This window comes from Candidatus Amarolinea dominans (assembly GCF_016704685.1).
Taxonomy (GTDB): Bacteria; Chloroflexota; Anaerolineae; order SSC4; family Amarolineaceae; genus Amarolinea; species Amarolinea dominans.
Map to the genome: position 1 here is coordinate 58009 of NZ_JADIZS010000026.1, position 15995 is coordinate 74003.

Below are 15995 nucleotides of genomic sequence, written 5' to 3' on the forward strand. Positions count from 1 at the left end.
ATCCACAGCAAAACACATGGTAGTGCTGTGGTGGGCATTTGTCAATTCACGCAGACGGAGAGCAAACAAGACAGCGTAGCGGGTATTCCCATCTGCTCTCCGCAGAGGTCAGGTGTTCTTCTTGTACGCTCGATTCTGCACGATCCTGACGAACGAGCGGCCGTGTAACTCCTCCAGGGTGATGCCGGTGGCGGTGGCTTCTTGCTCGGTGATGGCGCCGCAGGCGATGCCGCGCAAGAAGAAGTTGAGCAGACCCTGGCCCGTGGCGGCATCGTCGAACATGTTGCCGCTAAGGGTGGCCTGCGCGGCCGCGTCCACGAAGCGATTCAGGCGCCGGCTGGCATCTTCCAGGCTTTCCAGGAAGAAGGTGTAGACGGCCGCGTAGCGCACAGGCAACTGCGCCGGGTTGAGGTCCCAGCCCTGGTAATAGGCGTGGCGCAAGGAATGCCCGATGTTGTCATAGTGCAGCTTCCACGCGGCATGAACAACGGCCAGGTTCTCGGCCTCCTGCTGCGGGGTCAGCGGCTTATCTTTCGTGGCGCGGTGCGGGCCGATCGGCATGACCGTGGTGGCGCCGTCGCTGATGCTGACCCCGGTGCCGGCCAGGCTGACCTGCAGCACGTGACGGGCGAAATCGGACGCGGGGTGCGTGTGGGTCTGGTAGTGTGCGGTGATGTTGCACAGCGCGGTGTAGTCATAGGTGCCATACGCGCAGTAGCGCACGCGTCCCCGGCCCGCGCGCACCAGGTGATTGACTGTGTTTTCACCCAGGTGGTTGATGATGGCCTGCGGCGTTTCGATCATCAAGTCCATGCCGATGGCGCCGGGCGCAATACCGTTCCTGGCCTCCAGCATGTCCAGCAAGTCAGCCAGTGCAGAGACCTGCTCTGGAATGGTCACTTTGGGCAGGGTCACGACGAAGTTGGCCGGCGCCTTACCGCCGCTGGCCGCGGCCAGGGCCGTGATGGCGAGATCGAGCGTGCGCACGCCGCGCTTGTAGCTTTCCTGCGTGAACGGCTTGACACGAATACCGATGAACGGCGGCAGGGTTCCGACCGCCATGCCCGCGGCCAGTTCCTTGCCCACGCTCATGGCATGGATGTCTTCCTCCTCGTCCGGCCGGTTGCCATAGCCATCCTCGAAGTCCACGCGGTAATCTTCCACCGGCTCGGTTTGCAGCTTCGCGCGCACGCGCTTGTGGACCGTATGCGCCATCCAGGCCGGCTCGTGCGTGAAGCTGGCGGCCTGCGGGTCCTTTTCGATGATGGCGGCCAGGTGTTCGATGTCGGCGCTGCTCTCTGGCAGCGTGGCGGCGCCCGGCAGCCCCAACGCCCTGGCAAAGATCACGAAATTCGGCGCGTAGGCATCCAGGTTACGCAGGCCGATACCGCCCAGTTTGAGTGCGGTGTCGCCCTTGAAGAGATGTGCGCCGCCATACACGGTATGCACCGGCTGGCGGGTCGTGACGTCGCCGGGGTAGTGATAGGCAAACTGCTGATTGGCGGTCGCCAGGCGCTCGATCACCGGCGCCAGGTCTGAGGTTGAAAGAGAAGTTGTGCTCATAAAAAAGCCTTTCAGGACAACAGGCGCTTGGCGATGACTTCGGCCTGGATTTCGCTGGTGCCTTCGAAGATCTTGAACACGCGGCCATCACGCCAGAAGCGATGGGCCGGATATTCGAGCGAATAGCCGTAGCCGCCAAAGATCTGCATCGCGTCGGAGGTCACATGCTCCACCATCTCCGCGCAGAAGAGCTTGGCCATGCCGGCTTCCAGGTCACAGCGTTGACCCATGTCCTTCATGCGCGCGGCGTAGTAGGTGAGCTGGCGTCCGGCTTCGATCTGGGTACGCATGTGGGCCAGCTTGTGGCGGATGATCTGGAATTCACTGATGGCCTGGCCGAACTGCTGACGCTCCTGCGCATATTTCAGCGCGGCGTCGAACGCAGCCTGGGCCACGCCCACGGCGCGGGCGGCCGTCTGGATGCGCGCCCACTCATAGGTTGCCATCAACTGATAGAAGCCCTTGTTTTCGACCCCGCCGATCAGGTTGGCAACCGGAACCCGGAAATCTTCGAAGCCGAGGCTGTAGGAGCGCATGCCGTAATAGCCCACGGTTGGGATGTGCTCGCCAGACAACTGCGGCGGCTGAAAATGATCGCCCGGGTCTTTTTCCACCAGGATGATGCTCAGGCCCTTGTGGCGCAGCGAGGCATCCGGGTGCGTCCGCGCGAGCACGGTGAGGATGTGCGCGCGGTTGGCAAACGTACACCAGGTCTTGGCGCCGTTGAACACATACTCGTCGCCGTCACGCACGGCGCGCAACTGCATACCAGCCGTGTCCGAACCAGCATTTGGCTCGGTAAAGGCGGCCGCGGTCAAGATCTCGCCGGAGACGATGCCGGGCAGGAATTTTTCTTTCTGCTCCTGTGTGCCGTGCGCCAGGATCAGCGTGCCGGTGATCAGGTTGCGCGTGAGCACGCTGCCCACGCTCAGCCAACCACGGCTCAACTCCTCGGTGACCAGCGTCATACTCACGGCATCCATGCCGGCGCCGCCCCATTCCTCCGGGAAAGACATGCCGAAGAAGCCCAGGTTTGCCATCTGCTTGATGAGACCCATCGGAATCTCCAGGGCGCCCCGGTAGTATTCGTCGGCAATCGGTATCACCTTCTCCTCGGTGAACTTGCGGACGGTCTGACGCACCGCTTCGTGCTCTTCAGTTAGAAAGGACATAGAAAACCTCCCTGTTATGTGACTGGCTAGGCTGGATCACGAGGCGCCGCGGGATTGGCGTAGCCCATCATTTGGCGGATGATGTCGGTCATCGAGATGACGCCGACCGGGCGCAGGTGTTCGCCCTCCTCTTGCACCACCACCAGGCGGTGAATGCGATGGCGGGTCATGGTGGTGATCACGTCCGAAACCGACGCCGCCAGCGTGCAGGTGATGAGGTCAGGCGTCATGATGTCAACGGCCGTCAGGTGTGCTACATCGGCCGGCGCCCGTCCCTGACGCGCCATCACCATGTCGGTCTGCGAGACGACGCCGACGGCGTAGCCCTGCGCGTCCACCACGACCACGGCGTGGATGTGATTTTCGACCATGCTGCGGGCCACTTCATCCACGGTTGTGCGCTCCAGGCAGGTGATGACGCCCTGATGCATGACCTCGCCCGCGGGGCGCTGATCCACAAACTCGCCGCCGGCCGGAATGCCGTGGCGCGGGCGAGCATAGATATCTTCTGGTTCCATCTCAGCCTTCTCAGCCTTCTCAGCCTCCGCGGCCACTTCAGGCGTAATTTCATACAGGCCGCGCATGGCGGCGCGCTGGTCAGCCGTGTTGAGCAGCCCGGCGCTCACAGCGCCCACCAGGATAGACATGTTGCCGTGAGGGTGACGATTTTCGTACATCAACTGATGAGCTTGCGGCAGTTCGCCCCAGCTAAAGGTCTGTGACAGGCAGGGGTCCACCTTGCCCGCAATCACCAGATCGTTGATCCCCGTGGCCTGTTCGTCGTTGGCAAAGTGCGAGCCTTGCATGCGCTTCTGGCGCATCCAGAGATAGCGCAGATCAACCGTCGCGTTGTAGCCGGTGGTGCCGGCGCAAATGACCACCATGCCGCCGGTGTCGCACACGAACATCGAGGTTGGGACGGTGGTCTCCCCCGGATGCTCGAAGACGATGCGCGGGCTACGCCGCTCACCGAGCACGTCCCAGATGGCCTTGCCAAAAGTGCGCACCCCCTTCAGCCAGGTGTTGTAGCCGACGGTGTCTTTCCAGTGCGGCAGCATGCCCCAATGATTGAAGTTCTTGCGGTTGATGCAGCCTTTGGCGCCCAGGCTCAAGCAGAAGTCCACCTTGCTCTCGTCAGAAATGACGGCGATCGGAATGCCACCCGCGGCTTTGACGATCTGAATGGCCTGCGAGCCGAGGCCGCCGGCGCCGCCCCAGATCAGGACGACATCGTCCATCTGCACATTGTGCGGCGGCCAGGCGTGTAACATGCGATAGGCGGTCGCGCCCACCAACATGTAGGCGGCCGCAGCCTCCCAGGTCAGATGCTTGGGTTTGGGCAAGCACTGATGCGCCTGCACCTTGGTGAACTGGGCAAAGCTACCCCAGTTGGTCTCGTAGCCCCAAATGCGAAAACTGGCGCCAAACATCGGGTCGCCGCCAGCCGTGACCACCGGGTCGTTGCGATCCCAGGATCCGCAATGGATGACCACTTCATCGCCCACCTTGACGTTGGTGACATCTTTGCCCACCTTGTAGACGATGCCGCTGCCATCGCTGCCGCCGATGTGAAAAGGCTCCTTTTCGCCGGCCTTCAGGCGCGCGCCGATGACATCCACCGGAACGCCCAGGGCCGCCCAGACATTGTTGTAATTGACGCCGGCCGCCATGACGTAGACCAACACTTCGTCGTCGGCCGGCTCCGGCACGTCAAGCACTTCCACCTGGAAGGCTTTAGTTGGCTCGCCGAAGCGCTCTTGCCGAATCAACCAGGCGACCATCTGCTTCGGGACATGCCCGATGGGCGGCATCTCACCGACATGGTACAGATCTTTCAGCGGTTCCGAACGATGACCGGCACTTGATGGCTTGATCGCGACACTCGATTTTATAGCTACTCCTGCAGGCAACACATCCATCTTTCACCTCCCGGCTGCTGGCGTTGTAGAGGGGCACAAAAGCAACATCTTTCATAAAATAGTGTAGGTCATCATGCCCACAATTGTCAAATCTCACAACGCAGTGCGTCATATCCTGCAAGCGGGCACGAATTGCGCCTGACCCCTTAGGCGGAAAAGTGAAGTTTATTCCCGCTTGCCGTATAGCAGAGAATCAGCGCGTCTGCACGATCCAGGGAAAATAGAAGGTGACTGGCGTTGGTGATGGGGTCAGGGTTGGGCTTGGCGTCGGGGTACACGTCGCTGTGGCGCTGGGAGTGAGGGTCGGGGTGGGCGTGAGCGTCGTAGTTGGCGTGGCCGTGCGTGTGGGAGTCGGCGTCGAAGTGGCTGTCGGGGTGGCGGTGTGGGTTGGCGTCCGCGTGGGCGTTGCGGAATACGTGGGGGTTGGCGTGGGCGTCACGGTTGGAGTGGGGGTGCGGGTCGGCGTAGGGGTATCGGTGGGCAGCGGGCCATCGCGTAAGCGCAGCGTGACCAGCCCGCCCAAGTCATCGGCTACAAATAGAAGGTCGCCCGCCAGACGCACGCGCCGGGCCAGGCCGGCCGTCTCCGCCGCAGCCACCCACTGCGGCGCGGCCGGATCGCTGACATCGAGGACGGTCAGCCCCCGCGCGTGGTTACTGATGACGGCCAGTTGATCCAGCACGCTGATGCCGGTAGCGCCGGGGGTGTAGAAGGCGCTGCGCAAAATCGGCGCGGCCGGATGACTGCTGTCGTAGATCAGCAGGCCATCCTCCACATCGGCCACGTAGACCAGGCTGCCTACCACGGCCACCGCGGCGGCCCAGCCAGAAACGGTGGTGGTGCTGCGCACCAGGGGCGCAGCCGGGTTGGTCAGGTCCACCAGCAAGAGGCGTTTGCCGGCCGCCACCGCGGCCAGGTTGCCCATCAGCGCGACGTCATTGGCTGGAAACTCGGTCGCCAGGGTGCTGCGTACGATCGGCGCCGCGGGGTTGCTCACATCCACGATCACCAGGCCGCCCCAGGCATCGGCCACGGCCGCCAGCGAACCGCTGACCGCGACGCGGCGCGCCTGACCGGGCGTGTCGAGCAGGCCGCGGACGAAGGGCGCAAGGGGGTTGGTGACATCCACCAGGCGCAGGCCGCGCTCGCCCAGGGCGACAAAGGCCAGATTGCCCACCACATCCACCCCAAACGCCGCGCCGATCACATCGAGGGATGCCAGGTGCTGCGGCTGGCCGGGGTCGCTCACATCAAGCACCTGCAAGCCGTCATTGGCTGCGGCGATGAAGGCCAGGTTGCCAGCCAGCGCCACATCGAGCGCCGCGCCGGGCGGGTCGTAAAACCCCACCAGGGTCGGCGCGGCCGGCTGGCTGACATTGACCAGCAGCAGGCTTTCACGGTCCGCAATGAAGGCCAGGCCGTTGAGCGCCTGCACATTGACGGCCAGTTCCCGGAACGTGGCGAAGAGCGTCGGCGCAGCCGGGTTGCCCACATCCACGATCTGCAGCGCGTCGCCGTCGGCCACGAAGGCCAAATTGCCCACCACGCTGACCGCCGAGGTCAGACCTGGCGTGTCGAACTGCCCCAGGCGGCGCGGCGCGGCGGGGTTGCTCACATCCACGATGCGCAGGCCCTCGCCCTGGTAGGCGAGGTAGGCCAGGCCGCCCACCACTGTCACGCCAACGGCCACACCGGCCGAACGCAAGGTGCTGCGCACGGTGGGCAGCGCGGGGTTGCTGATGTCCACGATGACCAGGCCATTGAAATCATCGGCCAGGTAGGCCAGGCTGCCGACAATCTGCACGGCGTGCGGGGTGCCGGGGGTGCGCAACTGCGCCAGCAAGGTGGGCGCAGCGGGATTGCTGGCATCAATGAGCGTCAGACCGCGGCCGTAGTCGGCCACAGCCACCAGGCCATTGGCCGCGCTGACTCCTTTGGCAAAGCCGGCCGTCGCCAGGTGACCACGCACGCTGGGCGCGGCCGGGTTGCCCACATCCAGCAGGGTCAAACCGCCGGCGCCGCTGACCACGTAGGCCAGGCTGCCGGCCACGCTGACCCCTTGCACGATGTCGCTCAGCAGCGGGCTGCGTCCCAGGACAACCGGCGCCGCAGGTTGGCTCACGTCCAGGATCAGCAGGCGCGGACCGCTGCCGAGGTAGGCGCGTGAGCCGATCACCGCCAGCGCCGCGCTGCTGCTGCCGCCAAGTTGGCCCAGGGGATCAAGCACGATGGGCGGCTGAGCGGGCCTCGCGCTGGCCGCGCCAAAGTGTGCGATCGGCAAAAGCAGCAGTACGATCAGCGGCAGGGAGGCGAGCAGTCTGAGCTTCAGACGGTGATGCATGGTTGAGCCTCCGTTGTGGGTAGCGTACCCTTGCGGTCGCCCCGCGTCGTGGGTAGGGGCGTACCCTTGCGGTCGCCCCCGTCGCGGTCGCGGTCTCCCCGGTCGCGGGTGGCGACATCGAGGGCAGGTGCAAGACCTGTCTCTACCGATATTTCTCGTACCGTTCCACATCTTCCAGGTATGCCTCTACATTGGCCGGAAACGGACGTTTAGGCAGATTCTGCGAGTTATCTGGGTCCAACGCCCACTTCAATGGGTTCTCTCGGATGTAACGCCGGATCGCGTGCAATTGGGCCTCGCTGCGAATGATGTGTTCGTAATAACTGCGCTGCCAGAATTTGGCCCGACGGGTCGGGTCGTTGGCCCCGATCCAATCCAGGTATACCTTGAACACCAGCGATTTGAACGATCCAACCACGTCGCCCAACGTCGGCGTCAGGTTCACCGCGGTGGGTTCGGGAATGATCCAGGTCCGTTTGTTGGCTTTTGGGGCCACCGCGAGGGTTGCCCCTACGTCTGGCAGGGTTGCGGGGATTGCCTCTGTCCGTTCCGTCCCTACGCCAGCATTTGTACCGACAGGCAGAATCCATACGATGAAATGGGTGTGGTTTGGCATGATGACGAATTCATCCAAATCAATGCTCGGAAACCATCTCGGCAGCGCATACCAAACGTCAATGATGATCGCTGACACGATCGGATCCTCCAGGACACATTCGCGCCCCTGCGTGCAGATGGTGACGAAATATGCACCGGATTGGCTGTAATCGTAACCTGGCAACCGGATGGACTGGCGATGGTGTTTTTCGGGATTGTATGACATGTTTCTTTTCAACTAACAGGGCGGGCGCAAGGCCACGCCCCTACCGATGACCGATGTTTGTAGGGGCGCACCCTTGCAGTCGCCCCCCGTGTGCTTCAACAAAGAAAACGTCTACAAAGGCTGTGTCGCTTGATAGCGCATGCGGCGCAGGAAATCTACGGATTTGAGGTTGCGCTCCAGCAGGGCCATGAGGTAACGTTGCAGCAGCAGTTCGGTCTGGATCATGAGCGCTTCGCTGGGCGCCAGGGCCAGCACGGTGTCGAAATCGGAGCGCTGCACGAAGCGCAGGAGCTTGAAGACGGCCAGAGGTAATTCCTCGCTGCCGGCCAGGGCCTCGCCGCAGCGTGGGCACAAAACCCCGCCCCCAACATGGTTCCAGAAGTTTGTTACCGGCTGCAATTCGTCGCTGCAGTTGACGCAATGATAGAGCTGGGGCTGGTAGCCGACCAGGTTGAGCAGGCGCAGCTCGAAGAAACGCAGCGTGACGTCGAGTTTGGGCATGGAATCGAGACGCTGGAGGGTCGCGACGAGCAGGTCGAAGAGGGGCCGGTTCTCATCATGCTCGGTGGTGAAGCGATCCACCAGTTCGGCCACGTAGTAGGCGTAGTTGGCGCGCAGCATGTCCTCATGGATTTGCGGGAAGGGGTGGATCAGCTCGGCTTGGGTGATGAGGTCCCAGGTGTGACCTTTGGCGACCAGGAGCAGGCTGTGTGCAAACAGTTCGAGGTGACCAGTCTTGCGGCTGGTGGGCTTGCGCACACCTTTGGCCCGCAGCACCCGTTTGCCGTGCATGGGCGTGAAGACCGTCAAGAGACGATCGGTCTCACCGTGATCCTGGCGACGCAGCACCACCGCCTCCGTGCGGTAGACGCGGGCGCGGCGGCTGGTGGTGGCGTCGGTAGTGATTGCTGGTGTGTGCGTCGAAGCGTTCATAGCGTCACGGAGTCAGGTGTTCTGGGCCAAAAAAGCCGGGGATCAAGGCGTGCGCGGGCAGAGTCTGGCGGATTCCCTGCTCATCAGCAATGATGACCGGCATGTCAGGGGCAAATTCGACCATCACCTGCCGGCAGGCGCCGCAGGGAGAGCCACCGTTGGCGGTGACAAGGGCCAACATGACAAAGTCGCGCTGCCCCGCGGCAATGGCGCTCGCGATGGCCACGCGTTCGGCGCAGATAGTCAGGCCATAGGAGGCATTTTCGATATTGCAGCCGGTGAACACATCTCCCGCGGCGGTCAGCACGGCCGCGCCCACGAGATAGCGCGAATAGGGCGCGTAGGCGCGCAGACGCGCCGCGCGCGCCTGTTCCACGAGTTTCTCCGGTTGCTCCAGTATCATCGCGTGCTCGGCCATGGCTTTCCCCCAGGTTTTGATCTTGTGCTGGCAGACGCTGTGCCGGCTATTGTATACTGCAAGCAGGCACGAATTGCGCCTGACCCCTTAGGCGGAAAAGTGAAGTCTATTGCCGCTTGCAGTATAGCACAGTGGCGCTAGAAGAAGAAGAGGGAGGAGAGGATGGCGCCTTTGACGGTCGGCATACTTCCCTCGGGGGTTGCTTCAGCCTCTGGGGTGGCGGCAGGCGGTGGGGTAATCAACGCCTGCACGCGATCAATGCTGTTGCCGTCCACCGACAGCACCTTGAGGATGCCCCCGTCGAAGGGTACTTCTTCGCCCTGCATGGGGACGCGGCCCAACCGGCTATAGATGTAGCCGCCGAGCGTGTCGCCGCCCTCGCTCGGTAGCTCGATGCCGAGCGCGTCGTTGACCTCGTCCAGGCTGGCGCGTGCGCTCAACAGGTACTCGCGCTCGCTGACCCGGATGATTTCTGGCTCTTCCTCATCGTACTCATCCTGAATGTCACCCACGATTTCTTCCAGCAGGTCCTCGATGGTGACAACGCCGGCCGTACCGCCGTACTCATCCACCACGACCACGATATGCACTTTGCGCTTTTGTAGCTCGCGCAGCAGTTCACTCACTGGCTTAGAGTCGGGCACAAAATAGGGTTGACGCATGAGGATGCGCAGGTCAATGTTGGTTTGCGCCGCCGCGCCTGCATCCACCGTGCGCTGCTGTTCGCGAAAGACGCGCAACAGGTCCTTGGCATACAAGATGCCCACGATATTGTCCACAGTCTCATGGTAGACGGGAATGCGTGAATGACCGGCTTCGAGCACCACGTCGAGCACTTGTGACAGTGGGGTCTGATCGTCCAGCGTCACCAAATCAATGCGCGGCACCATCACCTCGCGCACCAGGGTCTTGTCAAGCTCCAGGATGGAGCCGATCATTTCTTTTTCGCTTTCTTCGATCTGGCTTTCTTCCTCGCTGACGTTGAGCAGGAAACGCAAACCGTCTTCGCTCAGGAAGATGCTCTCTTCGGTGGCTCTGTCATTCTCATCGTGCGTGCGCAGACGTCCGGCTACACGCAGGTACAGCCAGGTCAAGGGCGCCAGGAGGGCGGTGAAGAAGCTCACAAGGGGCGCCAGGAAGAGAGCTACCGGTTCCGGGCTGCGCACAACCAGGGCGCGTGCGACCGTTTGGATCAACACCATGGCAATCAGCAGCAGCGTCTGCAGTAGCAGCAGGGCGCCGAGGCCGAGCTGATAGGTCAAAACCCCGTAGGTTACCGCGGTAGCTGCAGCAATGAGGGCAAGCACTTTGAGTTGCAGGAGGGTCGTCAAGAAACGGCCGGGGGCCTCGAGCAATTCCATCACGCGGCGGGCAGGGGAGAGGCCCTGCTCGCTCATGAGTCGTAAACGGCCGCGGCTGAGGGAGGCGAGTGCCATCTCGGCCGCGGCGGCAAAAACGGTCACCACAATGGCCAGGGCTAAGACGCCCCAAGCTATCGCAGCTTCAAGGTCCAAGATAGAGAAACTCCTTCTGCAAATTCACACGCAAGCAAAATGCGGGCAAAAATGCAGGTAAATAAGAAAAGAGCCGATGATGGCTCTTTTTGAGATGAAATCAGGTTTTGTTGGCAGCGGCCTACTCTTGCACTCAGTCACCCGAGGACTACCATCGGCGCTGAAGGGCTTAACTGCCAGGTTCGAGATGGGACTGGGTGTACCCCCTCCGCTCTAGCCACCAACAAAACCTGTATTCAACTATCAATTTGCGACTTCCGCTGTTCGCACAGCAGCCGTCATCTCAACTCAATTGTGTGTGTGTAGCTTGCACGTCTCGACGCTTAATGCCTGCCGCCTCACGTGGATTAAGTCCTCGTGCATTAGTACGGCTCGGCTCAACACCTCACAGTGCGTACACCTGCCGCCTATCTAACCGGTAGTCTCCCGGTGCACTTACCCTTTTACAGTGGGGGATCTCATCTTGAGGCGCGTTTCCCACTTAGATGCTTTCAGCGGTTATCGCTGCCAGACTTAGCTACCCAGCAATGCCTCTGGCGAGACAACTGGTACACCAGCGGTCTGTCCACCCCGGTCCTCTCGTACTAGGGGCAGCCCCTCTCAAATCCCCTTCGCCCACAGCGGATAGAGACCGACCTGTCTCACGACGGTCTGAACCCAGCTCGCGTACCGCTTTAACCGGCGAACAGCCGGACCCTTGGGACCTACTTCAGCCCCAGGATGCGACGAGCCGACATCGAGGTGCCAAACCTCCTCGTCGATGTGAACTCTTGGAGGAGATCAGCCTGTTATCCCCGGGGTAGCTTTTGTCCGTTAAGCCACGGCCCTTCCACTCGGAACCGTAGGATCACTAAGCCTGACTTTCGTCTCTGCTCGACTTGTATGTCTCGCAGTCAAGCTACCTTATGCCTTTACACTTACATGATGATTTCCAACCACCACAAGGTAACCTTTGCGCGCCTCCGTTACTCTTTAGGAGGCGACCGCCCCAGTCAAACTGCCTACCAGACACTGTCCCCATGCCCGATCAGGGCCACAGGTTAGAGCCAAGACTCCATCAGGGTGGTATTTCAACGTCGACTCCACCGATCCTAGCGGACCAGCTTCTTAGCCTCCCACCTATCCTACACAGACAAAGCCCTAACTCAATGTCAAGCTACAGTAAAGCTCCACGGGGTCTTTTTGTCCTGCTGCGGGTAAACGGCATCTTCACCGCTATTTCAACTTCGCCGGGTCCCTTGTTGAGACAGTGCTCTGCTCGTTACGCCTTTCGTGCGGGTCGGAACTTACCCGACAAGGAATTTCGCTACCTTAGGACCGTTATAGTTACGGCCGCCGTTCACCGGGGCTTCGGTTCAAAGCTCATCACCTCTCCCCTTAACCTTCCGGCACTGGGCAGGCGTCAGCCCCTATACGTCAGCTTTCGCTTTCGCAGAGACCTGTGTTTTTGTTAAACAGTCGGCAGAGCCATTTCGCTGCGACCACCAATCGCTCAGACAAGCTAGTCGCCCTCACAACCAGTGGCAGTCCTTTCCCTAAGTTACGGACTTAATTTGCCTAATTCCTTAACAAGGGTTCTCCCGTTCGCCTTGGTATTCTCTACCCATCTACCTGTGTCGGTTTGCGGTACGGTCACGCATACCTCGCTAGAGGCTTTTCTCGGCAGCTCGGGCTCAGCCACTTCCGGCCCTCTCAGGCTCCGCCATCACCCCTCAAGCTCCAGGAACGGTTTTCCCTATCCCCTTCATCGCCCTACAGGCTTAGCACCAGAATCCAATAACTGGCTGGCCTACCCCCCTGCGTCACCCCCTTCACTCAAACGGTATCACGTGGTACAGGAATATTAACCTGTTGTCCATCGGCTACGCCATCCGGCCTCGCCTTAGGCCCGACTAACCCGACGCGGATTGACCTTCCGTCGGAAACCTTAGATTTACGGCGAACACGGTTCTCACGTGTTTTTCGCTACTCATGCCAGCATTCTCTCTTCTGCACGCTCCAGGCGTCTTTCCAGTCACCCTTCTCTGCTGTGCAGAACGCTCCCCTACCACTCATATACCCGCAAGTATATGAATCCGCAGCTTCGGTGACGAGCTTTAGCCCCGTTAAATTTTCGGCGCAGGATCACTAGACCAGTGAGCTATTACGCACTCTTTCAAGGATGGCTGCTTCTAAGCCAACCTCCTGGCTGTCTGGGTAATCCCACATCCTTTCCCACTTAGCTCGTACTTCAGGACCTTAGCTGGCGATCTGGGCTGTTTCCCTTTTGACCACGAAACTCATCTCCCGTAGTCCGACTCCCAAGCTACAACTACCGGTATTTGAAGTTTGGTTTGGTTTGGTAAGCTATACGCCCCCTAGCCAATCCAGTGCCCTACCCCCGGTATTCAACACTTGAGGCTAGCCCTAAAGCTATTTCGGGGAGAACCAGCTATCTCCAAGTTCGTTTGGCATTTCACCCCTACTCACAGTTCATCTCATAATTTTGCAACATTAACGAGTTCGGGCCTCCACGAGGCGTTACCCCCGCTTCACCCTGACCATGAGTAGCTCACCTGGTTTCGGGTCTACTCCCAGCAACTTGTCGCCCTTTTCAGACTCGCTTTCGCTACGGCTCCGGCTGTATCTGCCTTAACCTCGCTACTGAAAGTAACTCGCTGGCTCATTCTCCAAGAGGCACGCCGTCAGACCTCCCCTTTCGGGTATTGTCCTCCGACTGCTTGTAAGCATACGGTTTCAGGTTCTATTTCACTCCGGTTAACCCGGTTCTTTTCACCTTTCCCTCACGGTACTTGTTCACTATCGGTCGCCATAAGTCTTTAGCCTTAGAGAGTGGTCTCCCTTGCTTCCCACAAGATTTCTCGTGTCCCGTGGTACTCAGGGTACTAGCAGGAGTTTCAGACCTTTCGTCTACAGGAGTCTCACCTTCTGCGCTCTGCCTTCCCAGTACAGTTCGACTAGACCTGAAATTTCTTACTCCTTCGTGTCTCTGCAACAACACGCCCTAGCCCCTTCAACCCCCACGCTGCAACGGCTGCAGCCTTCTACACAACGTGGGTTTAGGCTCCTCCCCTTTCGCTCGCCACTACTCAGGGAATGTTCTCTTTTCCTCCGGGTACTTAGATGTTTCAGTTCCCCGGGTGCCCCCTGCTCACCCTATGTATTCAGATGACAGTGCCTGGGCATTCCCCCAGGCGGGTTTCCCCATTCGGATATCCCCGGCTCTCACGCTTGATGACAGCTCACCGAGGCTTTTCGCAGCCATCCACGTCCTTCTTCGGCTTCTGGCGCCTAGGCATCCACCGTATGCCCTTACTAACTTAATCCACGTGAGACGGCATTCATTAAACGTCTTCTATCCTCTTCCATCGCCTTCTTCGCTATCATGCCATCTACACTCACACAATTCAGTTGTTAATGTCCTCGGCCAGATCACTACCTTCCAGTAATAACCTCTCCGCCCAGCGTTACGCTAGCGGCTAAGCTCCTGCTCTCTCCGCACAAGCTCACCCGCTATCTCACAACCCATTCAAAAACCCGGCTTCCCAACCGGGCTCTCGCTTTATCTCTCGCTCTATCCTTCTTTCCCCCACCCTCAGTGGGCCTTTCTGGACTCGAACCAGAGACCTTTCCCTTATCAGAGGAATGCTCTAACCAGCTGAGCTAAAGGCCCTCTCTCTCCCTCTCAATGTACCTTAACCGCTAAAGAGTGATAGGAAAATTCAAAGATAGCTACAGCCCTAACCTCAGAGTAGGCTCCCAAAAACCGCTTCCGCAGCCCTCGGCACGCCTTTCTCCCTAGAAAGGAGGTGATCCAGCCGCACCTTCCGGTACAGCTACCTTGTTACGACTTCGTCCCAGTCACTAGTCCCACCCTCGGCGGCTGCCTCCTCGCGGTTAGCTCACCGACTTCAGGTGTTACCAGCTCCCATGACGTGACGGGCGGTGTGTACAAGGCCTGGGAACGTATTCACCGCCGTATTGCTGACCGGCGATTACTAGCAACTCCGACTTCATGGAGGCGAGTTGCAGCCTCCAATCTGAACTGAGGCCGGCTTTGTGAGATTAGCTCTACCTCGCGGCTTTGCAACCCTCTGTACCGACCATTGTAGCGTGTGTAGCCCTGGATATAAAGGCCATGCTGACTTGACGTCATCCCCACCTTCCTCCGGCTTGATACCGGCAGTCTCGCCAGACACTTATAACTGGCAACAGGGGTTGCGCTCGTTGCGGGACTTAACCCAACACCTCACGGCACGAGCTGACGACAGCCATGCAGCACCTGTGGACGCTGCCCGAAGGCTCGTTCCCCTTTCGGTTCACTACTACGCCCATGTCAAACCCAGGTAAGGTTTTTCGCGTTGCATCGAATTAAACCACACGCTCCGCTGCTTGTGCGGGCCCCCGTCAATTCCTTTGAGTTTTAGCCTTGCGACCGTACTCCCCAGGCGGTGAACTTATCGCGTTTGCTACGGCACCGACGGAATTCATACCGCCAACACCCAGTTCACATCGTTTACAGCGTGGACTACCGGGGTATCTAATCCCGTTCGCTACCCACGCTTTCGCGCCTCAGTGTCAGTTGCGAGCCAGGGCGCCGCTTTCGCCACTGGTATTCCTCCCGATATCTACGCATTCCACCACTACACCGGGAATTCTGCACCCCTCTCTCGCCCTCAAGCCAAGCAGTCTTGAACGTCTCCTCCCAGTTAAGCCAAGAGATTTTACATCCAACTTACTCAACCACCTACGCGCTCTTTACGCCCAGTAAATCCGGATAACGCTCGCCACCTACGTTTTACCGCGGCTGCTGGCACGTAGTTAGCCGTGACTTATTCCCAGGGTACCGTCCTTCCTCGTCCCCCGGAAAAGGAGTTTACAACCCGAAAGCCTTCGTCCTCCACGCGGCGTTGCTGGGTCAGCCTTTCGGCCATTGCCCAATATTCCTCACTGCTGCCTCCCGTAGGAGTTTGGCCCGTGTCTCAGTGCCAATGTGGCTGATCGTCCTCTCAGACCAGCTACCGATCATCGCCTTGGTAAGCCGTTACCTTGCCAACTAGCTAATCGGACGCAGGCCCCTCCCTCAGCGCATTGCTGCTTTCCTTGTGGCCCTCTAACAACCACAAGCTCATGCGGTATTAGCTCAAGTTTCCCTGAGTTATCCCCCACTAAAGGATAGGTCACCTACGCGTTACTCACCCGTGCGCCACTGTCTACCTAAGCAGACCGTTCAACTTGCATGTGTTAAGCACGCCGCCAGCGTTCATCCTGAGCCAGGATCAAACTCTCCATTTAATCCTAACCTTTATCTT

8 protein-coding genes, 1 tRNA gene, 3 rRNA genes and 1 pseudogene are annotated in these 15995 nt (G+C 59.9%); all 13 read right to left on the reverse strand.

The features are described from left to right. Positions 1-108: 108 nt before the first annotated feature. The 13 genes and pseudogenes from IPF85_RS17700 to IPF85_RS17760 all read right to left on the reverse strand — a co-directional run bounded on the left by IPF85_RS17700 (position 109) and on the right by IPF85_RS17760 (position 15978). Positions 109-1563 carry a phosphoenolpyruvate kinase gene (locus IPF85_RS17700; protein WP_343409386.1) on the reverse strand — a complete coding sequence of 485 codons (1455 nt, stop codon included), beginning with the start codon at positions 1561-1563 and terminating at the stop codon, positions 109-111. A gap of 11 nt (positions 1564-1574) precedes the next feature. Further along, entirely contained in the window at positions 1575-2735 is a 1161-nt protein-coding gene (locus tag IPF85_RS17705) for an acyl-CoA dehydrogenase family protein (protein WP_343409387.1), read from the reverse strand. A gap of 26 nt (positions 2736-2761) precedes the next feature. Beyond that, positions 2762-3319 (reverse strand): CBS domain-containing protein, encoded by a 558-nt coding sequence (locus tag IPF85_RS17710; RefSeq protein WP_343409421.1) that lies wholly within the window; start codon positions 3317-3319, stop codon positions 2762-2764. A gap of 27 nt (positions 3320-3346) precedes the next feature. Then, positions 3347-4546: pseudogene (gene ccrA / locus IPF85_RS17715) on the reverse strand (crotonyl-CoA carboxylase/reductase); the annotation flags it as partial. 301 nt (positions 4547-4847) lie between these two features. Further along, a complete protein-coding gene (locus IPF85_RS17720) occupies positions 4848-6995 on the reverse strand; it encodes a hypothetical protein (RefSeq protein WP_343409388.1) in 2148 nt (715 codons plus the stop codon). Between the two features lie 142 nt (positions 6996-7137). Continuing rightward, positions 7138-7818 carry a transposase gene (locus IPF85_RS17725; protein ID WP_343409389.1) on the reverse strand — a complete coding sequence of 227 codons (681 nt, stop codon included), beginning with the start codon at positions 7816-7818 and terminating at the stop codon, positions 7138-7140. A gap of 111 nt (positions 7819-7929) precedes the next feature. After that, positions 7930-8751 carry a DNA repair protein RecO gene (recO, locus tag IPF85_RS17730; protein ID WP_343409390.1) on the reverse strand — a complete coding sequence of 274 codons (822 nt, stop codon included), beginning with the start codon at positions 8749-8751 and terminating at the stop codon, positions 7930-7932. Between the two features lie 4 nt (positions 8752-8755). Then, positions 8756-9154, reverse strand: coding sequence for a cytidine deaminase (gene cdd, locus IPF85_RS17735; protein WP_343409391.1), 399 nt, complete (start codon positions 9152-9154; stop codon positions 8756-8758). Positions 9155-9306: 152 nt separating this feature from the next. Further along, positions 9307-10683: a hemolysin family protein gene (locus tag IPF85_RS17740; protein ID WP_343409392.1), complete on the reverse strand. Its 1377-nt coding sequence runs from the start codon at positions 10681-10683 to the stop codon at positions 9307-9309. A gap of 108 nt (positions 10684-10791) precedes the next feature. Continuing rightward, positions 10792-10908, reverse strand: a 5S ribosomal RNA gene (gene rrf / locus IPF85_RS17745). A 118-nt stretch (positions 10909-11026) separates the two neighbouring features. After that, positions 11027-14009: ribosomal RNA gene (locus tag IPF85_RS17750) — 23S ribosomal RNA — on the reverse strand. Positions 14010-14282: 273 nt separating this feature from the next. Further along, a tRNA-Ile gene (locus IPF85_RS17755) sits at positions 14283-14356 on the reverse strand. A 129-nt stretch (positions 14357-14485) separates the two neighbouring features. Continuing rightward, positions 14486-15978 (reverse strand): 16S ribosomal RNA (locus IPF85_RS17760). Together the 16S, 23S and 5S rRNA genes with 1 tRNA gene alongside form the textbook arrangement of a ribosomal RNA operon. Positions 15979-15995: the final 17 nt, after the last annotated feature.